Raw genomic sequence first — 23,955 nt, 5'->3', positions numbered from 1 at the left:
TATGGCAGCACTCTTAATTAAAAACTTTCTGCGTACAAAAGGCTTTATTTTTGGTCTTTTGATCTTATTTCTTTCGGGCCTAACGAGCCTATATATCGGCAAGCATTTTCTTGAAAAGAACCATGAGATTGTTAAGAAAACAGCGCACTTTCAGCAAGAAAACATTGACCGCTACGTGCAAAATACCAAAGAAATGGGTTCACTGCTGTATTATATCCGCTTTGGTTTAAGCAATCAAGCTTCTAATCTGGCGGGCCTTTCCATAGGTCAAAGAGACATCAATCCTGCTGTAATGAGTGTTACCATCCGCAACCTGCAAGAACAGAAATATAACACCGACCTCATGAACCCCATGTATCAGCTAATCGGGAATCTCGACTTCAGTTTTGTTTTGTTATACCTTTTTCCGCTGATTATTATCGCTTTTGGGTTCAATCTGGTTTCGGAAGAAAAAGAAGAAGGCACCTGGAGTCTAGTATTAAGCCAAGCTATATCACCGTTAAAAATGTTACTGATAAAAATGGGTATCCGTTATGTAAGTGTACTTGCGGTTTTACTGTTGCTATTTTTTATTGCTAAACTTTACCTGCAAATTTCATTTGATGTCGCCTTTATAGCTTATATCGTAAATTCGCTGTTATACGTTAGCTTCTGGTTTTGTGCAGTTTGGTTGGTAGTATCGTTTCATAAAAACTCTAGCCAGAATGCCCTTATCCTACTTACATCGTGGGTACTTTTAACGATCGTCATTCCGGCGTCGGTCAATGCTGCTATTGTCCATCTGTATCCCGCACCCGAGGCTTTCAGCACAGTGCTTGAAAGCCGCGATGGCTATCATACAAAATGGGATAAACCCAAAGAACCTACCATTCAGAAATTTTATCAGCGTTATCCACAATTCGCCCAATTCAAACATCCTGACGAAGCCGACTATAGCACACTTTGGTACTATGCCATGCAACAGGCAGGAGACGACGAGGCAGCTACGCAAGCAAATGCATTGAAAGAAAAACTCAGAAAGCGAGATGCACTAAGCACTACAATCGGTTTAGTAATTCCAACTATTCATACACAATTGATGCTTAACTCACTGAGCCTGTCAGACATGAGAAACTACCTGAATTTTAATGAAAAGCTACAGGAGTTTCATGAGCGAAAAAAACTATACTTCTTCCCTAAAATGTTCAGTAATGTTCCGATTCTGCAAGAAAACTGGAAGATTTTTCCGCTAGAGTATTTTCAGGATAAAGCTGATGTGCAGTGGTTAAGGGCAATTCTGCCGCTTCTTATAATCAGCATGCTTTGCGTACTATGGGCACAAAAGAATTTCATCAAAAACAATACACTTAATCGTCATCTATAATCATAAAACTTACCATGCTTACAGCTACGAACTTAACCAAAAAATACGGCGAAAATACAGCACTCAACAGCCTGAACCTAAACATTGAACCTGGCGAAATATTTGCTTTACTTGGGCAAAATGGCGCAGGTAAAACTACTACTATCAATTGTTTTCTGGGTTTTATTGAGCCGAGTAGCGGCACAGCCAATATAAACGGTGTATCGGTGAAAGACCATGCGCTTGAAACAAAAAAACACCTGGCTTATATACCCGAAACCGTAATGCTCTACCCCAATCTGACGGGCGTTGAAAATCTTGAATTTTTCTCTTCTCTGGCCGGCTTCAGTTACTCGAAAGAGGAGTTGACTTCTTTTCTGAGCAAAGCAGGTTTGCAGAGCACAGCACACCAGCAAAGAGTTGGCGGCTACTCTAAGGGTATGCGCCAAAAAGTAGGCATTGCCATAGCCATAGCAAAAAAAGCCAAGGCACTTTTGCTCGACGAACCCACCAGCGGACTTGACCCTAAAGCCTCTAATGAGTTTTCGGAAATACTGAAAGAACTTTCAGCAAACGGAACTGCCATTCTGATGGCTACACACGATATTTTCAGAGCCAAAGAAGTAGCCAATCGTATCGGGATAATGAAAGAAGGAAACCTTGTCTCAATCATTAATGCAAAAGATATTTCGGCCAATGAGTTGGAGCAATTATACCTTCAGACAGTCTAAACATATCGCACTCAAATCATCAAACATGAATAAACAACTCTTTAAAGTACTTGTTCAATTATTTCTTTTTGTTGGCCTTAGTAGTGCTAATGCGCAATATGCGGCTAACCAATATGGTCTTAAAGTAATAAACAGCGTAGCCCACTATAAAAAAACGGTTGAAGCCGATGCGCAACACGCATTAGTTAAAATCCAGGACTATGTGCCCAACATAATGCTTGATATTAAATATGCTACCAGCCAGAACGTATTCTATACGCAATTATATAAAATTCCTGCCGCCTTTGTGCGCCTACCTGTAGCAAAGGCTTTGGCCAGCGTACAAGAAGACCTAAACAAACAAGGTTTGAGCCTCAAGATATACGATGCCTACCGCCCCTACTCGGTTACCTGCCGCATGTTTGAGATGTTGCCCGATACAATTTATATGGGGCTTCCGTGGCAAGGGAGCAGGCATAACCGAGGCATAGCACTAGACCTCACATTGGTTGATTTGAAAACAAAACAAGAGTTACGAATGCCTACGCCATTCGATGCACTGGTATATGCTTCTCACCCTGAATTTATGCAGCTTCCTGCTAAAATCATTGAAAACAGAGAACTGTTAAAAGCGGTGATGCAGAAGCATGGCTTTAAAGTAGATCCTGTGGAATGGTGGCATTATAATTACGTAAGCGCCACAACATTCGAACTACTAGACATTCCGTTTGAAGCATTGGAATAAACGACAATAAGCCTGAATATTCGCCTTAATCAGCTACTTTAAAAACAGTAGAGAAATACCGAATGAGCTAGGCTTAATAAGTATTTATATAAGCCTTCGACCTATCAAAATAAGTAAAGTTGCTCACATTGCCATCAGGTGTTAGTTTTCCGATACAATGGTTTTTATTATCGGTAATATACAGATTGCCTTTACTATCGTACGCTATCCCCTTCGGGAAACTGAATAAGGCAGTAGCTGCCTTGCCATCTTTATGACCTTCCCATGCCCGGCCTCCGATATTTTGTCCACAAGGGTCAATTTTGCCATTACCAGCTAAGTATTCAACAACATTGTTTGAGACTCTTATTATTCGATGATTTCGGTTATCTGAAAAAACAAGGTTCCCTTTTTTGTCAAGAAGCAAAAAACCGGGGTCAAATAACTCTGCCTTGCTTGTATCACCAGTAACATACACCGGCTAAAGCCTCTTTCGGCAAGTATTTTTCTTTTACCATCTGGTGTAAATACTGTTATATTACCCAAAGACAATACATAGATATTATCCTTACTATCAATAGCTATCTGCTCCGGGAGCTGAACAAAACTTGAAGCATCTTGCGAAAAGCCTGAAAATGTACACACTGCGAAGAGGAATATAAGAAGCAATCTTTTTATCATTGTTGTATATTTAACATAGGTATCTATCTGAAAATGAATCAGTAAGTAAGCATTTTAAAGGCTTAAATGTAGTTTATGAATTTTGTTTTTTTGATAGATTAGCGTTGCTTATAGCAAGTTTTTTTACTGGGCGGCAGGTCTTATGTAGCTATTGTTTGTTTTTACCTTACCTTGCTGCCGTATTCATCTATGCTTTCTGAAGAAATAGAAAATCATACATAGAAAGCGATAAACTGCAAGTTTGTAACGGAATTGTGTATTTTATTAATGAAAAAAAGGCTTTACGAATTTCTTCATAAAGCCTTGATTATCTGGTGGTAATGGACGGGATCGAACCGCCGACACAAGGATTTTCAGTCCTTTGCTCTACCAACTGAGCTACATTACCTTATTACCACCATTTCCCGTTGTTTGGGACTGCAAAAGTAGACAAAAAAAAATCAATTACAAATTTCTAACAAAAAAAATCTTAAAATTTTTCTTTACTCTTGCATTATACAAAATTTGATTATATTTGTAATGGTATGCTTGCATACTAATATGACAGATTATAAAAGACTTATCAGTATTCAACAAAACTGAATATTATGCAAATCCTATCACAAATCTTATTCATCTTAGCTTTAGGAGTGGCGGGCTACTTTATCACCCGCAGAGTACTGCTCATAAAAAAAACAATTCAGCTAGGCCGTGCCGAAAATCGCACCGACAGACCTGCCGAACGCTTTAAAACCATGCTTCTTGTTGCTTTCGGACAAAAAAAGATGTTTAACCGACCGCTGATAGGCCTTATGCATTTTATCATTTATGCTGGTTTCCTGATTATCAATATCGAGGTACTCGAAATTGTATTAGATGGTATATTTGGTACGCATCGCTTATTTGCTCCTTTTTTGGGCAGCTTTTATAATTTCCTGATTAATTTCTTCGAAATACTGGCTATCGGCGTATTATCAGTCTGCGTGGTGTTTTTGCTTCGTCGTAATGTACTTAAAGTACAGCGTTTTCAAGAAAGCCGCCATCGAGAAATGAAAACATGGCCTCGCAACGATGCCAATATTATCTTAACTATCGAAATACTATTAATGTGGGCTTTCTTAAGCATGAACGCCGTTGATACACTCTTGCAAGCAAGAGGTATTGGGCATTATGCCGAAGCCCTAACAGGTAATTTTGCCATAAGTCAGTGGCTACAACCTATTTTCAATTCTTGGAGCGATACTGCATTGGTTGTTTACGAACGCTCTGCCTGGTGGTTTCATATTCTGGGTATTATGGGTTTTGCTTTATATGTTACTTACTCAAAACACTTGCATATTTTTCTGGCGTTTCCGAACACCTACTTTTCAAACCTCAAGCCTAAAGGCCAGATGGCTAATATGCCTGCTGTAACCAAAGAGGTAAAAATTATGCTTGGTCTCGAAGAGCCAGATGCTACACCTGCCGAAGTAGGACGGTTTGGCGCAAAAGATGTAAGAGATTTAAGTTGGAAAAACCTGATGGATGCCTATAGTTGTACCGAGTGCGGGCGTTGTACATCGGCTTGTCCGGCCAATATTACTGGTAAGAAACTTTCGCCGCGTAAAATTATGATGGATACCCGTGACCGCCTTGAAGATATTCAGAAAGGCTGGCTGAAAAACGGCGAAGATTATGACGATGGCAAAACACTATTAGGCGATTATATTCTGGAAGAAGAGATTCTGGCATGTACCACCTGCAACGCTTGTGTGCAGGAATGCCCCGTTAATATTTCTCCGCTCGATATTATCATAGAACTACGCCGTTATAAGGTCATGGAAGAGTCGTCGGCCCCTGGTTCATGGAATGCAATGTTCTCAAATATGGAAAATAACATGGCTCCCTGGAAGCTTTCACCGGGCGATAGGTTCAATTGGGCAGATGGACTAAAATAATTAACCGTTAAATAAAAAAAAGCTATTTTGTTTGCAACGAAATAGCTTTTTTCTATTATTGAATTATTTTAATGCCAAAACATTTTGTACTTAGAAAATATTTTTTTTAACTTTACATAGGCTTCTTTAAAATATACTGATAAAGTATACAGAGTTAGCCCTTAAAAATTGTAAGTTTTAATTAGCCTAAAGTGCATTTTTGCCTCTAACCTCTCATGAAAAAATTTAATTCATCCATGTTTTTGCAATGGGTAATTTTTATGCCCTTGTTATTACCGTTGGCCATTGTAAGCGGGGCGTTTGATGGCATTAAGCGTGTTTTTGAGCAAGCTAACTCTGATATTATCGAAAAAGAGGTAATATCTTGAATAGCATACTCTTTCCAAAATCCTATAAAAGCATTTCTGGCTTAAAGAATATCTCTTTAAGACGCTAATCTTTGTTTTTCTTGTCAGGAAAACTTCTGAACAACACTTTTCAGTTGTGGTAGTGATAATACTCCCGATTGTCTCCACTTCAACTCACTTTTCTTAAACAGCATCAAGGTTGGTACGCCTGAAATTTTGTATTTAGTGGCCAACTTAGGATTTCTGTCCACATCAATTTTTACAATTTTTAAATCATCTCCTACTTCCTGCGCTAATTGCTGTAATGTAGGTGATAAGGTTTTGCATGGCCCACACCATTCTGCAAAAAAATCAATCAAGATTGGTGTCTCCGAGTCTATTAATTCTTCAAATGTTCCTGTCATTGTTCTATCTTTTTTCTTTTTAACAAATAATATCCCTTGTAGGTTTCAGAAACATTTCTCAGGCCGGTTATCACTCTTAAAGTTTAGGCTCTGCTTGCTGATTTTCGGGAGCTCAGAATCATTAAATTATCTACTGCCACAACACCACAGGAGAGTTTTTAATACTTTAGGCTATATATTTGCACGCCTAGGCAGCCATTTTTGCTTTGGCAACGTCTTTGAGATAGCACCCATGATTAATAAAGTACGTATGAAAAAACACACCTCTATCTTAACAACATTCATTCTATTATCTTTTAGTACAGTTTTTGCACAAAGTCTTCCTAAAAATCAAGACCTTCTGAAAGCTATGAATCTGGCAAATGATTATTTTATGCTTAAATGGCCCGACGTAGCTAAACCCATTGTAAGACCCGACCGCACCCGCCCAAGCAATATCTGGACGAGGGGCGTATATTACGAAGGGCTCATGGCACTCTATAAAATTGATCAGCAAAAGCGCTACATTGATTATGCAGTAGACTGGGGCGAAGCTCACAAATGGGGCTTGAGAAACGGCATCAAAACCCGTAATGCCGACGACCAGTGTTGCGGACAAACCTATATAGACCTATACCTGATTGACCCTAAGCCTGAGCGTATCCACGACATCAAGGCATCGATGGATAGCTTGTTGAATAGCCCTAAAGTAGACGATTGGTCGTGGGTTGATGCTATTCAGATGGCTATGCCCGTATTTGCGCAACTAGGCGTTATTTATGAGGATAATCGCTACTTCGAGAAAATGTACGAAATGTATATGTACACCAAAACCAAACACGGCGATAAAGGTTTATATAACCCTGCCGAGGGCTTATGGTGGCGTGATAAAGACTTTGATCCACCCTATGTAACACCCGCCGGTAAAAATTGCTATTGGTCTCGTGGCAATGGTTGGGTAGTTGCGGCGTTGGTACGAGTACTTGATATTTTACCAAAAGATGCGCCGCACCGTGAGGAATACGAAAAAACATTTCTTGAAATGATGAATGCCCTTGTGCCATTGCAAAGAGCCGACGGATTCTGGAATGCAAGCCTTACTGATGCAACCGACTTCGGCGGCAAAGAACTCACAGGAACATCGTTGTTTGTATATGGCATGGCGTGGGGTATCAATAAAGGCGTATTAGACAAGAAAAAATTCTATGCACCTTTGGCAAAAGCTATTCATGCAATCATGAACAACTGTATTCATCCGAATGGTTTTCTGGGCTTTGTACAAGGCACCGGAAAAGAACCCAAAGATGGTCAACCAGTTACGTATGATAAAGTACCTGACTTTGAAGATTTCGGGCTAGGTTGTTTTCTTCTGGCGGCTACCGAAGTCTACAAAATGAAGCGTTAATGCTAATTTTTCTGTTTTTTTTATTAAATTTTTTATAAAACGCAGCTATGTTTCTATCAACTTAACTGCGTTTTGCATTTAATTTCATAATTTTGGTAAAATCCAAAGCCACCTAACTATGAAAATCTTGGTAATTGAAGACGAAGTCAGAACTATTCAACTAATCAGACAAGGTCTTGAAGAACAGCAATGGGAAGTTGACATAGCCTATGATGGGGCAATGGGTTTTCAGTTAGCTACACGCCAGGCCTACGCCCTGATTATCTCTGATATTATATTACCCGGCATGAATGGCCTTGAGCTTTGCCGTAAACTGCGGGAAGTAGGCGTCTCCTCTCCTATTTTATTATTAACTGCCTTAGGAACTACCGACGACAAAATTGAGGGCTTAGATGCAGGCGCCGACGATTATCTCACAAAACCATTCGAGTTTAAAGAGCTCATGGCAAGAGTAAGGGCACTTACCCGCCGAAATATCGGCATTATTCATACAGCCAATGCATTGAAAGTAGCCGACTTGGAGATGGATTTAGACACCAAAACCGTAACTCGTGGCGGCCAGGAAATTATACTGACGGCCAAAGAGTTCAGCTTGCTCGAGTATTTTATCCGCAATCAGGGAAGGGTCATATCAAAAGCCGAATTGGCCGAAAAAATATGGGATGTAACTTTTGATACTGGCACCAATGTAATAGAAGTGTACGTGAATTTTTTACGAAAAAAAATAGATAAAGATTTTGAGCCTAAATTACTACATACGCAAATTGGTATGGGTTATGTGCTTAAAGTAATTTCCTGATGGTAACTATTCGCTCCAGGCTAACCTATCAGTTTATAGTGTTAGTAACTGCCATTCTTTTGTTCTTTTCATTCGGGGTTTATTTTTTCAGTAAACTATATCTCGAAAAGCGTTTCTACAAACGCCTGCAAGACCGTGCCATTACCACAACCACACTTCTATTTGATATTCAGGCCGCCGATACTACTGTTTTAAAATTAGTAAATGTATCAGACCGTGAGTTGCTCACCAACGAAAGTATTTCGGTTTATAACGAATCACTAGAGCAATTTATCTTCTTCACTCACCCGTCTGATACCAGTTTTCATCAACAGCTTTTACCGTTAATTATTAAAAATAAACTCACTATCTACACAAGCTATAATGGCTATCAGGTTCTGGGGATTCATCTTACCAACGAAGGCAAAGGTAACTGGGTAATTGTAAGTGCTATCGACCAGAATGGTAAAGATGCCTTGCAGGATTTAAAGAAAATCTTGATTGTAATGGTAGGCGCAGGCATTTTATTACTAGGCATATCAGGTTGGATTTTTGCCAATAGAGCCTTAGCTCCGGTATCGGGTATTATAAGGCAGGTAAATCAGATTTTTCCTCGCAATGTGAAAAAGCGTGTTGAGTACCCTACCCCCGACGACGAGATTGGCGAACTTGTAGCCACCTTTAACCAGTTGCTCGACCGGATTGAAGAAGCCCTTATAACTCAGAAAATGTTTATTGCCAACGTTTCGCACGAGTTAAAAAACCCATTAACCAAAATCTACTCACAAATTGAGATAACACTCTTGCAGAAACGCTCGCCGGAGGCCTACGAAAAAAGCCTTAAAGCACTACAGGAAGACACCCGAACACTTACGCAACTCACGAATACTTTACTGAATCTGGCCAATGTGGTAGCCAATGCCGAAGGTATTAAATATACACCAATTCGTTTAGACGAGCTGCTTTGGGAAGCCAAAAGCCAGTTACAAAAATGGCACGAAACCTGCCACATACAATTAAATTTCGGCGATTTCCCAGACGACGAAGAAGCCTTAATTATACAAGGCAATGAAGCAGCCATAAAAGTGGTTTTTATGAATTTGATGGATAATGCTTGTAAGTTTTCTACAGATAATACCGCCATTGTAAACTTTGCGTGCAATGAATCAGAAATAATAATTTCTTTTTTTAACAAAGGTCCGATTATTCCTAAAAGCGATATTCCTTATATCTTTCAACCTTTCTACAGAAGCAATGCATCGGCACAAGCTGTTCAGGGGCATGGCGTTGGGCTGGCTATTGTAGCTCAAATAACTCGCCTGCATCAAGGCGAAATAAACGTAAAGTCTGATACCACAGGTACAACTTTTACCCTTGTATTTACCCGATAACGTTGTTTTAATTTCTCAAAAACAATATTCCGTATAAGAAAAACAGCTGGTACATTTTTTTACAGGTTTTATTAAACCTCTTTAATTTACATTTTAAGGTAAATTTAAAGTCAATTTAACGGCTGTTTAAGTTGGGTATAATTAGTTTGCAGTATGGAAATTACTAATACAAAGTCAAACAGTAACCAAGGCATTTTCAAAGTTTCATTTGGAGTGCTAATAGGCATCCTAGCTTTGCTGGGCTACCTTTTTATGGGTGCTCGCAACGATACTTTTGAATTACAGAAATCGTTGACCGAAAAAGTAGAACAACTTTCGTCTACACAAGTAAAACTAGACTCTATATCGAAGATTCTTGATGAAAAAATAGCAAGTATTAAGAAATTAGGCGGTAATATCGTAGAACTGAAACGCATAAAAGCGCAATTGGAAAATGATAAAAAACTGCTTAAATCTGATTTAAACTTTTCTATCCAGAAATATAGTACCAAAATAAAAGACTATGAAAACTTTCTGACTGTAAAAGAAAAGGAGTTTAATACGCTTAAAGAAGAAAATACACAGCTAAAAGCACGTACTGATATATTAGAGATGGAAAAAGAAGTAGTAGTTCAAGAAAATACTACACTGAAAAACGATAAAGAATCGTTGTCTCAAACAGTAGCTGAGTACTCGGCCGAAAATTATAACCTGCAGCGCCAAGTAACATTAGCTTCGTCAATGAAAGCTATTAATGTGCAGGTAGCTGCGCTCTCGTCAAACGGCAAAGCTCGTGAAGGCAACTCTTTTAAAGCCTCACGGATACATAAACTAAGAATATCGTTTATTATGCCTTCAAATGCTATTGCTGTTAAAAACAGAAAAGATATTTATGTAAGAATTCTTGATGCAAACGGAGGCCTGATAGATAATGCAAATGCCGGTGTGCTAGAATACGAAGGAAACGAAATAGGCTACAGCATAAGACAAGGCGTTTTGTTTGAAAACAACGACCAGAAAGTAGATATTATTTATGCACAAGAAACGCCATATAGTTCAGGTAAATATGAGATTGAACTTTACTGTGAAGGATTCAAAATCGGCAAAGGTGGATTTGAAGTGAAGTAAGCAAGCAGCAATATTTCCTTGCCAGATTTAGTGAAAACCCATAAATTATTAATGATATGGTTGTATTGAATGGTTTTAAAATATTTATATATGCTATTATCCAGACCTTCGGAGAAATAGCAATAGAGGGATTGAAGATCACTGTTAGAGCCTTTAAAAAATTCCCACGCTCATATATAGCTGTGTTCTACTTGTTTATCACAATGGCTTTTTGCTATTATCCTATTTTCGACCACTGGTTAACAGGATTTATCATGATGAGCCTTCCGGTGGCCGTATTGGCCGGCTTAATAGCAAGTTGCTATTTGCTCTATAAAGGGCAAAAACTGATGGCATCGGCAGGTTTGATATGGGTATTGATGACATTCCCAATCATTAAACGTTTTGTAGGCATAGGAAACGGAACGCCAGAAGCAGGCACGGCTAACTCATTAAAAGTATTGAGTTTTAACAGCGAAAGTTTTGGCGAAGGGAATACGCCTGTAAACTGGTCTTCGTTAAAAGCTGATATAGCTTGTTTTCAGGAATATATGCCTAACGAAAACATTGAAGCACTGTATAATGACCAATTGGTAAAACTTACCGAATTTGATAACAACAGACACATTGGTTTGGCTTTGTTTTCGCAGTATCCTATCATAAACGAATACAGCAAAATCTGGGACCGTAAAGGGCAGCCAAATATAAATGGTTTTATCTGTGCCGATATAGTTTATAAACAAGACACTGTGCGTGTAGTAAATGCGCACTTATGGTCGATGGGTGTTCGGATTAATCAAGCAACCGATGCGTTGAAAGAAGGTAATATTAAAGAATTTGCCTGGGAGATTTTTGATACTTTCCGCCGTTTAAAAGAAGGCTTTGAGGCCAGAGACGGGCAAATCAAAGAGATTGAGTCTTATGTTTCGGGTAGTAAGTATCCGGTTATCATCTGTGGTGATTTCAACGAAATACCGTTCGGATACGTTTATGGAAAACTAAGTTTAAGTTTTAATAATGCTTTTGAAGAAGCCGGAAAAGGCCTTGGATTTACATTGAACCGTCGCCCTTATTGGGTGCGGATTGACCAACAGTTTTTTAGCTCCGACTGGAAAGTGCAATCTTGCCAAACCATGAAAGGAATCACGTTTTCAGACCATTTTCCTGTCGTAGCCCAGTATGTACTCAAAAAATCGCTGGATAAACCAAATAATCTGGTGGCGAATCGTTAATTACAATTTAAACATTTTTGCCAGAACCTTGTGATAATTGTTCGGAAAAACCCTGGCAATCATATCCATGGTTCTGGCATCATTACCAACCAATATACGGGGCTTATCTTTCGTAATGCCGTCAAGTATAATAGCGGCCGCTTTCTTGGCTGACATTTTCAAAACAGCCCTTTCAAAATTAGCCACGGCTTTTTTTCCTTCTTCGTTGTTTTTAGTTTGCCCCTTACGTGAGTCTCGAGCAATATTTGTTTTGATACCTCCGGGGTGAACGGTCGAAATCTTCACGTTAGTGCGTAGTAATTCAAACTTCAATACATCAGAAAAGCCTTTCACGGCAAATTTAGCTGTAGAATACGCCGAATTTTCGGGCATACCTGTAATGCCAAAAATGCTTGATACATTTACGATATGCCCTTGGTTTTGTTTTACAAAATGCCTTACAAAAGCTTTGGTCATTCTTACTACACCCCACAGATTAATGTTCAGCAGCCACTCAAAGTCTGTCAACGAAGTTTCCAGGAAACTCCCTGAGAACAGAGCTACTCCTGCATTATTCACCAATATAAAGCGCTCATGAAAATGCCGCTTGATAGTTTCGCTAGCAAAGTTCTTGATTTGTTCAGCATCTGAAACATCAAGTATATGTTTCTCGATACGCCCCACAGCCATATTCACGGTTTCATTCAGCCCTGCTTCGTTTATATCTGTTGCTATTACTTTTGCTCCGGCTGCTGCGGCTTGTATAGCTAATTCTCGGCCAATGCCCGACGCCGCACCTGTTACTATAAATACACTGTCTTTTATCTGACTCATTTCTTCTGAGGAGGTTTATACAAAAATAAAAAAACAGGATAAAATTTATCCTGTTTTACCAATGTTTATTATTCGTACTCAATACCTAAATCTCACAATACTTCTCCAACAACGTATTTTGTACATACATTACCTGCTTGCCCTCTTCGCTTTGCAAAAAAGTATCAAGCGTAGCACCTGCTTCACCCATAAAGTTCGCATCTGTTAGTTTAGAGATAATGGCCTTGTAAACCATATTGTTATTTTCAATGGTGTTCAATTCTCCATCTTCTCCGTCTTTATTGATACCCTGCATTACCTTTATGGCGTTTTCAAAACAAAGGCTCCCAGGCTCTAAGGTTGTTTTTAACACTACTTTTGTATTTCCTACCTGATAATTGTGTACAATGTCTTTTTTAACCGTAGCCGACTCTCCTGCTTTTAATACTATTTCGTCGCTGCCATACCATATGCTGATTTCTCCTTCTAACACCTCAAAAGTTTTATTAAATTTTCGATGATAGTGCGGAGGAATACTTGCGCCTGCTTCAAATACAGATTCTATCACAGTGCGCTTACCGTTGTTGCTCTTTACCGATTCTTTGATTGATGCTACCTTTTCCATTGTAGTATTTGTTGTAAAGTGTTTACTGATTCTATCGAATCAGTAATTTTCATATATGGTAGCTTTAGGCATGTATAAAACACAAAACCCATGCTAATTGTTAAGCTGGCTTCTCAGATTTATTTTTCAGATGCCTTTATTTCAGAAACAATGCATACAAGTACTTCATAAACAAAAAACAGGATAAACTCTTAGAGCTTATCCTGTCTGCATTCAAAACACTTAATTTATTTCAATTTAACACTACTAAAATTACCGTTTACTGTAATTCTACAAGTATTAGAGCCCTTACCAACCTTACCACTATAGTATTTGGTAGGATTAAAGCTATAGCTTTCTTTCTTCTCGGTTTCGGTATTTCTGGTAAAAGATACACCTCTGTCTTTCGGATATTCAAAGTCACCATAGTGCGCTTTTACATCAAAGTCGTAGCTTACGTTATCGTCTAATACCAGTGCAACAGGCGAGTAATTAGCTTTAATATCAAGTTCTTTTACATTCTTACCAAGCCCGCCCAGTTTGAAATCACCTGAGAAATCGAGTTTCAGATTACCCGATTCTTTCAGCAAGCCAATTTTACCGCTCGAATAACTGATTTTAGCATCAATACGCCCCACCTCTTTAATATCAATATCACCAAAGCTATTATTGAAATCAAAGTCATCAGCCTTTTCCATCTTAATACCCGAATACGATGCTTTTAGTTTCCCTCCCGACATCGATTTAATATAAGAGTTCTGGCAAAAAGCTAGGTTAATCTCTGATTCAGAGTTTAGAATATCCTCAGCTATAAGTTTTCCGTAACTTTGGTCAACCTTCAGAGGCATTGTAAACGTAGGCAAATACACATTACCAAAAGAGTTTTTCAATTGAAGCGCATTCGATTTAGGCATATACACCATATAATCAATCTTTAAAGAGTGTTTATCTCCTTTATTACTCCAGTTTCTGTTGTTTTGGCGCTCAATTATTGTTTTAATACTTACTTGTCCATCGTCTTTTCGGCCTACCACATCAACCGAATTTAAAAACTCAGCGGCACGGTCTTCTGACGACGCATTGGCTACAATAAGTACCTCTACACGCACCTCTTTTTTATCCCAGAAACTCACTTTCACATCGCCGAACTGGTTATGCAAAGCAACTCTATCAGCCGAAGAAACCGAGTAAGATAAGTTCACGTTCTTTTTCTTCTCAATCCATTCTTTATCATCAGGCATGGCAAAAACTTGCACAGCACTAAGAAAGAACAATACCCACAACACACCTCGTTTTTCGGTGGAGGCACTACACCATCGTTTTAATCTTTCCATTTTTAACTTCTTTAATTTTTTGAATTATTTGTAACTGTTGGTTTAACAGATCGATCTGCATAGTTAAGTTTTGTACCATAGCCTTCAGCAAATCTTCCGGATTCGGATTTTGCGGCAATTCATTTTTCAGGTTCTGGTAACTTTTGTCTAATGCCTGCAATTCGGCATCAAACTGGTGGTAGAGTTGAGGGTCTTCTTTTTCTAAAGACTTTAACTCCTCTCTCTTTTGCTCTACCAAAGAGGCAAATTCTACTATTTCTTTACCATAAGTGCTTTTGTAGGCAGATGGCACAGGCCCAGGGTTAAAACTCGCTAAATCGTTAGGTATTGTACGGTAGGTTATAATACCGTAGCCCACTGTTAATAATATAGCAATACCTGCGGCAATACTTATTCCCCATTTGGCACCTCCAAATTTCACTACTTTTCCGTTCAGGCGTTTGCCTGCGGGTTGTTGTTTAGCAACCTCAGTTTCTATCTTCTTCCACAGGGCTTTCGATGGCTCGTAGCTATCAAAGTCGTCTTGGTTGTCTCTCACGAATCTTTCTAAACGGTCTTTCATATCACTCACCCTTAATCGGGATTTTTTTAATTGTAAATTGTCAGTTTAGTTAAAACATTTGTCTGCTCACTATTTCTAAAAGCCTTTTTTTGGCTCGCATATATTGTGTACGAGAGGTTGTCTCGTTTATACCTAATATATTCCCAATCTCTTCGTGGTCGTATCCTTCAAATAAATATAATGATAACACAACCCTAAAGCCCTCAGGCAATTGTTCCATTGCCCTGCGTATGCGTTCTACTTCCAGCTTTGTATTTTCTTCGTTATACGTATCTGTTTCGGCATAATCGGCTATATCATATTCTTCTCCACCAAAATTATAATCATCAATATTCACTAATTCTACTTTACGAGACCTCAGATGATTAATAGCCTTATTAACCACAATTTGCTTAAGCCACACCCCAAAAGTGGCCTGCTGACGAAAATCACCTATTTTAGCAAAGGCATCAATAAACGAATCCTGCAACACATCTTCGGCCTCACCCACGTGGTTTACTATGCGCATACAGACATTGAACATCGCCTTTGAGTAATGCTTATACAATTCGTATTGCGCTTTACTCTCGCCACGCTTACACTGCTCGACCAAGTCGGCATGCTTGTTAATGAATACTGTATTTGCCAGAGGGGTATGCTGTTTTATGGTTTCAAACAAAAGACGCCTTTAAAAACAGAATGTTGCACGAATTACCAAAGATTTTTAAAAATCCCTGGTAATACACTGATAATGAGAAGATTAAACGATTAAAAAAAATAAGACACCGCTCCTAAACTTATTAAAACACCTAACAACAGCCCTGCCCAGACTTGTTTTGGTGTATGCGCATTGAGTTGTAAGCGGGCACCTATTACGTATCCGGCCAGAATCATTGAGAACAAAAGCGGCATGAAAAGGGTAGTTTCGCCAAATTTTACCATAACCCCTGCCATAGCACCTACTACCCCGCCAACACCTGCGGCATGAGCACTTATCTGCCACCAAAAACTAATCAGCGCAACAAATAATATCACAAGGCTGATGCTCCATAAGATATAGGCGCAAGCAAAAAGAGCCGAATTTTTGGTGTACATAAAGTAGCCTAGCACAGCATAAATAATAGCAGTAAGCAAATAAGGTATGCGGCGTTCGTGCAGTTTTTCGAGCTTAAGGCTGCTGATATAGCCCCAACGCTTAAGCAGATATACAAGATAAGCGGGTATAGCAAAAGTATAGATGAATACAAAGCCAATGACTATCCATTTAAAGGTCATGTCTATTCCTTCAATGCCGAGCGAAACAGGCGCCAGAAAAAAGAGAACCATAAATAATATAGTCGGCATTATCAGCGGATGAAACGCCCCCGACAAGAAAGTAGCTAATCTGGTATTCAACGTAAATTAATTTTTTTTCAAAGTTATCAGATTTTTTGCAATGCACGAACTAAATCGCAAACTGTGTCGTTATTCAGGGGCAAGTAAAAATATTGGGCTTATATCTTGGATATAAATTTTAAACCTAACATCTTTGCATCTGTTTTTAAGAAAAATGAATATTCGTCTTCCCATAACGCCAGTTCGATGTTTCAGGTCCGAAAGGACTCGACTGTAACCGTTTTGCCTGCGTGGTAGAACACCCCCTCTCTTATATTTTTTCTCTTTATTTCATTTTAACAATCTTTAGGATACAGCGTCTCCATTTGTGGAAAAGCCCAATAAATGACGATGAATAATACAGAAATAACTTCCGACGACCAATACATTGTACAAATAGCTAACGAAAGCCACTACGATTTAGCAGAAACTATTTGTGAGGAGATGGCAGAAAGTGCTAAAGCCCGTGGTACAGGGATTGCGAAACGTTCTCCTGATTATTTGCGTGAAAAAATGCGTGAAGGTAAGGCTATTATTGCCCTTACTACTACCGGAAAGTGGGTTGGCTTTTGCTATGTTGAAACCTGGGAACACGGTAAGTTTGTAGCAAACTCAGGTCTGATTGTAAATCCTGACTTCCGTAAGAGTGGTATTGCTACACGTATTAAACAAAAAGCATTTGAGCTTTCTCGTAAAAAATACCCCGATGCCAAAATCATCGGTTTAACAACGAGCCTGGCCGTAATGAAAATCAACTCTGATTTGGGTTATGAGCCAACAACTTTTAGTGAGTTACCAGCCGACGATTCATTCTGGAAAGGGTGTTCGAGCTGTGTAAATTATGATATTCTTACACGTACCAACCGTAAGCATTGCTTATGTACAGGTATGCTTTTTGACCCTGTAGAAGCCAAGAAGAAAGAAGAAGCCGGAAAAGAAGATGATAACTGGGATTTTCTGAAAGAGATGCCTTTGTATGAACGCTGGATGCGTTTCAAACAAAGAATCTTATTAAGACGCGAAGAACGTAGAAAAAAAAAATTGGCAACAACAAGGGAATTAGTGGAGTTATAGATAACAACATTAATGGAGTCATAGAATAAACCACGGCCTCGTTTGTATGAACGAGGCTTTTTTATTTACATCCGGCTACTTAATTCAGATTATTCTTAAATAGCATGGAATAAACAAATGAATATCGTAATTTTCAGCGGTTTAGTATAAACTACCTAGACACCAACACATGAAACTTTTTACTGTTCCTAATCTCATGACCCTCGGCAATTTGCTTTGTGGGTGCTTCGGGATTGTTTTTGTTTTTCAGGGCGAGCTTACCTATGCCGCCTATCTTATATTTGTTGCAGGTATTCTCGATTTCCTTGATGGCTTTGTGGCTCGTCTGCTTAAGCAACACTCTGCCATTGGCAAAGAGCTTGACTCACTAGCCGATATGGCTACTTTTGGCGTATTGCCAGCATTTATTGTAGCCAGGCTCATCAGCGATACTATGCACAAAGACTCTTTTCTGTCTAATTTTGTATCCTCATCGCTTGTGTCTCAAATATCTTTTCACCCATTATCTTATGTAGCTTTTATTCTGGCATTGTTTTCTGCCTTGCGTTTGGCCAAGTTTAATGTAGATACCCGCCAGTCAGACTCATTCATAGGCGTGCCTACACCTGCCAATGCTTTTGTGGTAGCGGCATTTCCTTTAATACTCGAATTCAATCCCAATTATGCTTTCATTGTTCACAATAATGTGTTTCTGATAGGCTATTCGCTATTGATGAGCTACCTCTTAGTGTCCGAAATTCCGCTATTTGCGTTGAAGTTTAAAAATTTTTCGTGGGTTGATAATAAAATCAAGTACATATTTATAATTCTTTCTGTAATTTTGCTTGTGGTTTTGCAATTCTTAGGCATTCCGCTGGTTATATTCTTATATATAGCTTTATCTCTTATTAATAATAAATCAGCCCCTGTTCCCAAAGGGGAGTAAATTTTTAAACAAAATCCCCCATATCGGGAATGGGGGTTGATACTTATGAAATTCCTCGCTTCGATTGACGTAATGCCTATCAAAGAAATCCTTGACCCTCAAGGAAAAGCAGTATTATTGGGATTAAAAAACCTTGATATTCAAGGCTTTAGCGACTGCCGTATTGGCAAACACATTAATATGGAAATAGAGGCTGCCGATAAAGCAACTGCAGAAAGCATTGTGGAAGATGCCTGCAAAAAACTATTGGCCAACCTTATTATGGAAGAATATAGTTTTGAACTAACTGCTATCTAAGTAGATAATTATTAATACATTTTATGCAAAACCCATTTGAAGAAAATACGGTGCCTCTTCGGCCTACGTTTCTGACTATCTTGTGTATGCTCACTTTTTTGTGGAATGCTTATAAGTTTTATGATGCAATTCCGAGGATATTTACCCCAGAAAAAGTAATGGTAACGCAAGAGCAAGCCAACGAAATGATGATGGAGATGATGTCGAAGTACATGTCAGAAAAAGACCTTGAAAAGATGGAAGAAGGCCAGAAAGAGACAAGTAAGCTTTTTGAAGAAAACAACCTGATAGCAGCCGGCGTAGCAAGCTTTATTTCAAGCGCACTATTGATTCTGGGGGGTATTTGGATGTGGGGATTGCGTAAAAAAGGATTTTATGTATACATTGCCGGAAACGCCGTTGGCGTGCTGGCTCCTATTATTATTCTTGGCGGTACCATTGGTTGGTCTATCGGAATAGCATCGCTTTTAAACGCAGCATTCTTTAGCAGCCTCTATGCTATACATTTAAAGTATCTTTCTTAGTACTTGTTAAGCATTTGTTAACGACAACCGAAACCAACTCAAATATGAGTTGGTTTTTTAATTTTATACCTGCTTTAAGCATTTACTGCGTCCATCTACCCTTAAACTATGAAAAAACTATTACTGCTACTGCTATTTTATAGCTCTATTAGTTATGCTCAGCTAGATTTTACCCGAATCTACCACCCTATTATCAACGAGGCTGAACTGGCTATTGTAGACACCAACTATCACGAAGCACTATCGTTTTACAACGAAGCCTTTGCAAACGTAGAAAAACCCTTTGCTAAAGATTATTATAATGCCGCTATCTGTGCCACATTAGTAGGTAAAATGCCCGTAGCTTTTGATTTCCTGGAGAAAATAGTAGCTAAGGGCTATCAGGTTAGCAATTTCAAGAAAGACCCTTTTTTCAAGGCTGTGGCTGACACCTCTAAACTATGGGCTAATTTTGAAAAGCAAGCATTACAAATTAAGCCTCATACAGATACTAAACTGCGTGATTCGCTATTAAATATGCGTCGCTCAATCGTATTACCATCTACTGGATGGCTTACACCAGAGTTAAGAGATTATATGAAAGAACAAGGAAAAGTAAACTATCAGATAGTTTTTGACAGCCTGGCTTTTGTTAATAAAATGCCAGAGCTTTTAAAAAAACAGGTAGATAGCTTGAAACAAATAAATATGACTGCGTCTGTTGTTGCAAGAGAAGCGCTGCTCGGCTTTCAGAAAGTGTTAGAAATCAATGGTTTTCTTGATGAAAACACCTTAGGATTGAATCAAATTACTAAAGAAAATACATACGGGCCTTATCAAACCAGTAGCAGTCCCAATTATTTATTCAAGAGCACACTTATAGATGAAATTCTTACCTATAGTTCTTTCCAACGAAAAGTAGATAATTTTGATGTTTTACCTATTATAAAAAAGGCAATAAGAGAAGGAAAGACCAATCCGTCTATCCTTAAATCATTGCTCGAATACTCTACCGAAGAACCCTCTACGATGGGTCGTGTTTTGATTGTTCAGGTACGCCTGGAAGATAACGTAAATTGCCCTGATAAAGACTGGCAGGCAAAGCAAGAAAAGTTCTATTGGAAAAAAGAAAGATCCTCTACCCTAAGTGATATAGAAATAAACGAATACAGGCAAAACCTGGGTTTAGAAAAACTAGAAGATGCTTACCGCAAAGCTTTTTTCAAAGCACGCCCTACTCATTTTATAATCAACGGCGGTAGCTATCAGGCCGAACTTGCCTATATACCTAGTTGCGAATTGATTGACAAAATGATTAAAGGTGCGGTTGTTCTCAGATAAAATAGTATTATTTTAAGAAAATACCTGTTTATTACGATTTTGACAAAAGATTATTTGGTACATGATTCTTGTTATTCCAACATTCCATTAAATTTGTACTCATCTTTTACCAATCGTACTTCTTAAATCGTACATCAAATAATCAATATGTCTGTCCAAACATCGCTCTCTCGTGATACCGAAATCTTCGATTTAATCACGAAAGAAAACAATCGCCAGTTACATGGTATTGAGTTGATAGCTTCTGAAAACTTTGTTTCACCACAAGTAATGGAAGCTGCGGGTAGTGTACTTACCAACAAATATGCCGAGGGGCTTCCGGGCAAACGCTATTATGGTGGCTGTGAGGTAGTTGACCAGATAGAGCAAATAGCTATCGATCGCCTAAAAGCTTTATTTAACCTTACTTGGGCTAACGTACAACCACATTCAGGAGCACAAGCCAATATGGCTGTTTTCTTAGCATGTTTACAACCAGGCGATAAAATCTTAGGTTTTAATCTATCTCACGGTGGTCACCTTTCGCATGGTTCACCTGTAAATATCTCTGGCAAATACTTCCAGCCATTCTTTTATGGTGTTGAGCAGGAAACAGGCTTGATTGACTGGAACAAAGTTGAAGAAACAGCACACAAAGAAAAACCAAAATTGATTATTTGTGGTGCATCGGCTTACTCTCGTGACTGGGACTACGTACGTCTTCGTCAGATCGCCGACTCAGTAGGCGCTATTCTTTTAGCTGATATTTCGCACCCTGCTGGTTTAATCGCTAAAGGTTTATTAAACGACCCATTCGACCATTGTCATATTGTTACTACTACTACGCATAAAACCCTTCGTGGTACACGTGGTGGTGTAATCATGATGCGTAAAGATTTCCCGAATCCTTTTGGAATCACTACGCAAAAAGGTGAAGTTAGAATGATGTCTTCATTGCTTGATTCAGGCGTATTTCCGGGTACACAAGGTGGGCCATTAGAGCATATCATTGCAGCTAAAGCTATTGCTTTTGGCGAAGCACTTACAGATAATTTCTATAACTACGCTGTACAAGTTCAGAAAAACGCTAAAGTAATGGCGGCAGAATTTATCAGCCGTGGTTATCAGGTGATTTCAGGCGGTACAGACAACCACTTGATGTTGATTGATTTACGTCCGAAAGGATTAACTGGTAAAATCGCTGAAAACGCCTTGATTCAGGCCGATATTACTGTAAACAAGAACATGGTACCATTTGATGATAAAACGGCCATGACAACCTCAGGAATGCGTGTAGGAACAGCCGCCATGACATCTCGTGGATTAGTTGAAGCTGATATGGTAAGAATTGTGAACTTGATTGACGATGTATTGATGAATCATAGCAATGCAACAACTATTGCGGGTGTGAGACAAGAGATTAATACCTGGATGCAGGATTATCCTTTATTTCAGTTCTAATATTTACTCCCATACGGGTTTATAATAAGAAAAGCGTGGTTCAATGAGCCACGCTTTTTGTCTAAACCTTAACTAAACCGTATGAAAATAAGAATCTTTATTATTAGCCAATTAATTGGCAATCAAAATCTTGTTTAATAGCAAGGTATTCGCATTTTACTTTCTCGAAAGAGTTGATGGCCATGCTTTTACCGTGTAATAATTTCTCTGTAAACAAACTGATAACATAGTTTGCAAACATTTCTAAAAACGACTCCTGATTTGTAATTTCCTCAACTCCTGCTTCAAGCGTTTGTGTCAACGATGCTTCCAATGTTTTTATTTCTGAAACCCCTATCGATTTACTTGCCACTTGGTTAAGTGTGCGCTTCTGCCCGTAAGTATTATGAGGGAAACTCAAAGCCATCGAATTGAGGCTGATAAGTATCGTTGCGAATAGTAATAATAGCTTTTTCATAATTTTAATTTTTGGAGAGCGTTTGTTCTGCTTCATTGACAATACAAAGATATATGTTTTGATTAGTATTATGCAATACATAGTACTATTATTTTTCTTAGTATTGGATGAGCGGTTATATTACCTGATAAACGGCTGGTTTTAAATTCCCCAGATTTGTATTTGTTTTTCTTACACTCATAAGATGCAAAACTCTAATACAAAGTTGCACTTTAGTAAAGATTTTTTAAGCTAAAAAACGTTAAAGAGTGTTAAAACATCCGTGAAATGCTGATTTTTTTATGTGAATCATATTGGGCAATAAAAAAGGGAGAAGCAATTAAGCTCCTCCCTCTCTTCGGGTTATTAAGATTACTCTTAATATTCCCACAAATTATGTTCGAATTCCATCAATTCATGCTCTAGTCTCTCCGATTGAAGCATACCTTCACGAGCTGATTTATAGATATCATCTAGGTCTCTATCAGAGGCATTCGATTTTTTCGTGATTCTACCATGAAACAAGCGTAACTCAAAGGCATCAGCAAGGTTTTTATGCTGCGCAACGTTAGCCGCATTGTACCAGATACATTTCGGGTTAGAACGGAAATAACGTTCTAAATCTTTGTATTTGAAGTACGCAACCGGACGGTCGAAACCTAAAGTAGTTTGCGCTGCCGGAATAATGATTCCAAGTGATTGAATATCAAAATACTGGCGTGAACGTTGTTTGTCAAATATCCAATCTTCTTTCAGCTCAATAGTAGTCAACTGGCTTGGGAAATATTCTGTTGCACCGCTAGTTATGTTAGACGGGCCACCAAAACCGGCACCTGTGCTATCGCCACCTGCTGTATTAGCAGCACCAGCGTTACCGCCGCCACCCCAACCATCGTCACCACCCGGAGCATCAGAAAAACCTGCATCTTTCTCTTCTTGTGATAACCCACCACCTTCTTCTTTCATTTGTAAACGTTCGCTGAATTGCTCCAACGTCAATTTAGTAGTTAAAGAGTCGCTGGTATAAGCATCAAGCAATCCTGCTTTTACAGCATCAATTAAATGCTTGGTAATCTCGCTACCTTTGGCAAAAAGAGGTTGATTAATTTTTTCTCTTAAATCAATTTTCCTCCAAAGGGTTGTTTTGTACGCAACGTTCCCCTCATGAATCGGACGAACCGACAGCGGATTCAGTTGGTTGTTTGTTTTTTCCTGAGCTACTGCAAACTGGCTGGTTATCAATGCAATTCCCAAAGCCAAGCCTTGTAATTTTCCCATTAGCTGATTTATTAATTATTT

At 38.7% G+C, this 23,955-nt stretch carries 26 protein-coding genes and 1 tRNA gene; 16 read left to right on the top strand and 11 right to left on the bottom strand.

What is annotated here, in order from left to right:
- Position 1: 1 nt before the first annotated feature.
- From WAE64_RS03950 to WAE64_RS03940, 3 genes are read left to right on the top strand one after another with little or no spacing between them, the layout of a single operon-like run.
- The gene (locus tag WAE64_RS03950; protein ID WP_340234849.1) at positions 2-1,363 is read left to right on the top strand and encodes a DUF3526 domain-containing protein; all 1,362 of its coding nucleotides are present in this window, start codon (positions 2-4) and stop codon (positions 1,361-1,363) included.
- Positions 1,364-1,377: 14 nt separating this feature from the next.
- Positions 1,378-2,073 (top strand): ABC transporter ATP-binding protein, encoded by a 696-nt coding sequence (locus WAE64_RS03945; RefSeq protein WP_340234848.1) that lies wholly within the window; start codon positions 1,378-1,380, stop codon positions 2,071-2,073.
- A 25-nt stretch (positions 2,074-2,098) separates the two neighbouring features.
- Entirely contained in the window at positions 2,099-2,797 is a 699-nt protein-coding gene (locus WAE64_RS03940; RefSeq protein WP_340234847.1) for a M15 family metallopeptidase, read from the top strand.
- 73 nt (positions 2,798-2,870) lie between these two features.
- Here the strand turns inward: WAE64_RS03940 and WAE64_RS03935 are convergent, their stop codons facing one another.
- Together WAE64_RS03935 and WAE64_RS03930 are read right to left on the bottom strand one after the other, a co-directional pair.
- Positions 2,871-3,254: an NHL repeat-containing protein gene (locus WAE64_RS03935; RefSeq protein ID WP_340234846.1), complete on the bottom strand. Its 384-nt coding sequence runs from the start codon at positions 3,252-3,254 to the stop codon at positions 2,871-2,873.
- Between the two features lie 515 nt (positions 3,255-3,769).
- Positions 3,770-3,845: transfer RNA gene (locus WAE64_RS03930), tRNA-Phe, on the bottom strand.
- 199 nt (positions 3,846-4,044) lie between these two features.
- Here WAE64_RS03930 and WAE64_RS03925 point away from each other — a divergent pair.
- Positions 4,045-5,373: a 4Fe-4S dicluster domain-containing protein gene (locus tag WAE64_RS03925; protein ID WP_340234845.1), complete on the top strand. Its 1,329-nt coding sequence runs from the start codon at positions 4,045-4,047 to the stop codon at positions 5,371-5,373.
- 215 nt (positions 5,374-5,588) lie between these two features.
- Entirely contained in the window at positions 5,589-5,741 is a 153-nt protein-coding gene (locus WAE64_RS03920; protein ID WP_340234843.1) for a hypothetical protein, read from the top strand.
- 83 nt (positions 5,742-5,824) lie between these two features.
- On the opposite strand, the gene trxA is transcribed toward WAE64_RS03920, so the two are convergent.
- Entirely contained in the window at positions 5,825-6,124 is a 300-nt protein-coding gene (gene trxA / locus WAE64_RS03915; protein ID WP_340234842.1) for a thioredoxin, read from the bottom strand.
- A gap of 250 nt (positions 6,125-6,374) precedes the next feature.
- On the opposite strand from trxA, the gene WAE64_RS03910 reads away from it, so the two are divergent.
- The 5 genes from WAE64_RS03910 to WAE64_RS03890 all read left to right on the top strand — a co-directional run bounded on the left by WAE64_RS03910 (position 6,375) and on the right by WAE64_RS03890 (position 11,995).
- Entirely contained in the window at positions 6,375-7,508 is a 1,134-nt protein-coding gene (locus WAE64_RS03910) for a glycoside hydrolase family 88/105 protein (RefSeq protein WP_340234841.1), read from the top strand.
- A 118-nt stretch (positions 7,509-7,626) separates the two neighbouring features.
- Positions 7,627-8,307 (top strand): response regulator, encoded by a 681-nt coding sequence (locus WAE64_RS03905; RefSeq protein ID WP_340234840.1) that lies wholly within the window; start codon positions 7,627-7,629, stop codon positions 8,305-8,307.
- Complete coding sequence (locus WAE64_RS03900; protein ID WP_340234839.1) at positions 8,307-9,677, top strand: HAMP domain-containing sensor histidine kinase; 1,371 nt, start codon at positions 8,307-8,309, stop codon at positions 9,675-9,677. The genes WAE64_RS03905 and WAE64_RS03900 overlap by 1 nt, the downstream gene beginning before the upstream one ends.
- Positions 9,678-9,830: 153 nt before the next feature.
- Positions 9,831-10,784, top strand: coding sequence for a hypothetical protein (locus WAE64_RS03895; RefSeq protein WP_340234838.1), 954 nt, complete (start codon positions 9,831-9,833; stop codon positions 10,782-10,784).
- A 56-nt stretch (positions 10,785-10,840) separates the two neighbouring features.
- Positions 10,841-11,995, top strand: coding sequence for an endonuclease/exonuclease/phosphatase family protein (locus tag WAE64_RS03890; RefSeq protein WP_340234837.1), 1,155 nt, complete (start codon positions 10,841-10,843; stop codon positions 11,993-11,995).
- Here WAE64_RS03890 and WAE64_RS03885 read toward each other — a convergent pair whose 3' ends face one another.
- From WAE64_RS03885 to WAE64_RS03860, 6 genes are all read right to left on the bottom strand, one after another.
- The gene (locus WAE64_RS03885; protein WP_340234833.1) at positions 11,996-12,808 is read right to left on the bottom strand and encodes an SDR family NAD(P)-dependent oxidoreductase; all 813 of its coding nucleotides are present in this window, start codon (positions 12,806-12,808) and stop codon (positions 11,996-11,998) included.
- A gap of 85 nt (positions 12,809-12,893) precedes the next feature.
- Entirely contained in the window at positions 12,894-13,412 is a 519-nt protein-coding gene (locus WAE64_RS03880) for a cupin domain-containing protein (protein ID WP_340234827.1), read from the bottom strand.
- Positions 13,413-13,639: 227 nt separating this feature from the next.
- Entirely contained in the window at positions 13,640-14,725 is a 1,086-nt protein-coding gene (locus WAE64_RS03875; protein ID WP_340234825.1) for a DUF4097 family beta strand repeat-containing protein, read from the bottom strand.
- Positions 14,700-15,287 carry a hypothetical protein gene (locus WAE64_RS03870; RefSeq protein ID WP_340234823.1) on the bottom strand — a complete coding sequence of 196 codons (588 nt, stop codon included), beginning with the start codon at positions 15,285-15,287 and terminating at the stop codon, positions 14,700-14,702. Before WAE64_RS03870 ends, WAE64_RS03875 begins: the two co-directional genes overlap by 26 nt.
- 49 nt (positions 15,288-15,336) lie before the next feature.
- Positions 15,337-15,945, bottom strand: coding sequence for an RNA polymerase sigma factor (locus WAE64_RS03865; protein WP_379976944.1), 609 nt, complete (start codon positions 15,943-15,945; stop codon positions 15,337-15,339).
- An 89-nt stretch (positions 15,946-16,034) separates the two neighbouring features.
- Positions 16,035-16,661 carry a hypothetical protein gene (locus WAE64_RS03860; RefSeq protein ID WP_340234821.1) on the bottom strand — a complete coding sequence of 209 codons (627 nt, stop codon included), beginning with the start codon at positions 16,659-16,661 and terminating at the stop codon, positions 16,035-16,037.
- A 330-nt stretch (positions 16,662-16,991) separates the two neighbouring features.
- Here WAE64_RS03860 and WAE64_RS03855 point away from each other — a divergent pair, with 330 nt between their 5' ends.
- The 6 genes from WAE64_RS03855 to WAE64_RS03830 all read left to right on the top strand — a co-directional run bounded on the left by WAE64_RS03855 (position 16,992) and on the right by WAE64_RS03830 (position 22,220).
- Positions 16,992-17,714: a GNAT family N-acetyltransferase gene (locus WAE64_RS03855; RefSeq protein WP_340234819.1), complete on the top strand. Its 723-nt coding sequence runs from the start codon at positions 16,992-16,994 to the stop codon at positions 17,712-17,714.
- A gap of 169 nt (positions 17,715-17,883) precedes the next feature.
- Positions 17,884-18,639 carry a CDP-alcohol phosphatidyltransferase family protein gene (locus WAE64_RS03850; protein ID WP_340234817.1) on the top strand — a complete coding sequence of 252 codons (756 nt, stop codon included), beginning with the start codon at positions 17,884-17,886 and terminating at the stop codon, positions 18,637-18,639.
- Positions 18,640-18,684: 45 nt separating this feature from the next.
- Positions 18,685-18,936, top strand: coding sequence for a phosphoribosylformylglycinamidine synthase subunit PurS (gene purS, locus WAE64_RS03845; protein WP_101726793.1), 252 nt, complete (start codon positions 18,685-18,687; stop codon positions 18,934-18,936).
- A 23-nt stretch (positions 18,937-18,959) separates the two neighbouring features.
- Positions 18,960-19,460: a hypothetical protein gene (locus tag WAE64_RS03840; protein ID WP_340234815.1), complete on the top strand. Its 501-nt coding sequence runs from the start codon at positions 18,960-18,962 to the stop codon at positions 19,458-19,460.
- Between the two features lie 108 nt (positions 19,461-19,568).
- A complete protein-coding gene (locus WAE64_RS03835; RefSeq protein WP_340234813.1) occupies positions 19,569-20,780 on the top strand; it encodes a hypothetical protein in 1,212 nt (403 codons plus the stop codon).
- A gap of 147 nt (positions 20,781-20,927) precedes the next feature.
- A complete protein-coding gene (locus tag WAE64_RS03830; protein WP_340234811.1) occupies positions 20,928-22,220 on the top strand; it encodes a serine hydroxymethyltransferase in 1,293 nt (430 codons plus the stop codon).
- Between the two features lie 103 nt (positions 22,221-22,323).
- Here WAE64_RS03830 and WAE64_RS03825 read toward each other — a convergent pair whose 3' ends face one another.
- The gene (locus tag WAE64_RS03825) at positions 22,324-22,677 is read right to left on the bottom strand and encodes a hypothetical protein (protein ID WP_340234809.1); all 354 of its coding nucleotides are present in this window, start codon (positions 22,675-22,677) and stop codon (positions 22,324-22,326) included.
- A gap of 357 nt (positions 22,678-23,034) precedes the next feature.
- Complete coding sequence (gene porN, locus WAE64_RS03820; RefSeq protein ID WP_340234807.1) at positions 23,035-23,934, bottom strand: type IX secretion system ring subunit PorN/GldN; 900 nt, start codon at positions 23,932-23,934, stop codon at positions 23,035-23,037.
- Between the last annotated feature and the right edge of the window lie 21 nt (positions 23,935-23,955).

The sequence above is a fragment of the Emticicia soli genome (assembly GCF_037860775.1).
GTDB lineage: Bacteria > Bacteroidota > Bacteroidia > Cytophagales > Spirosomataceae > Emticicia > Emticicia soli.
The sequence above is the reverse complement of the archived record's forward strand: the minus strand, read 5'-3'. Positions and strand labels throughout refer to the sequence as shown.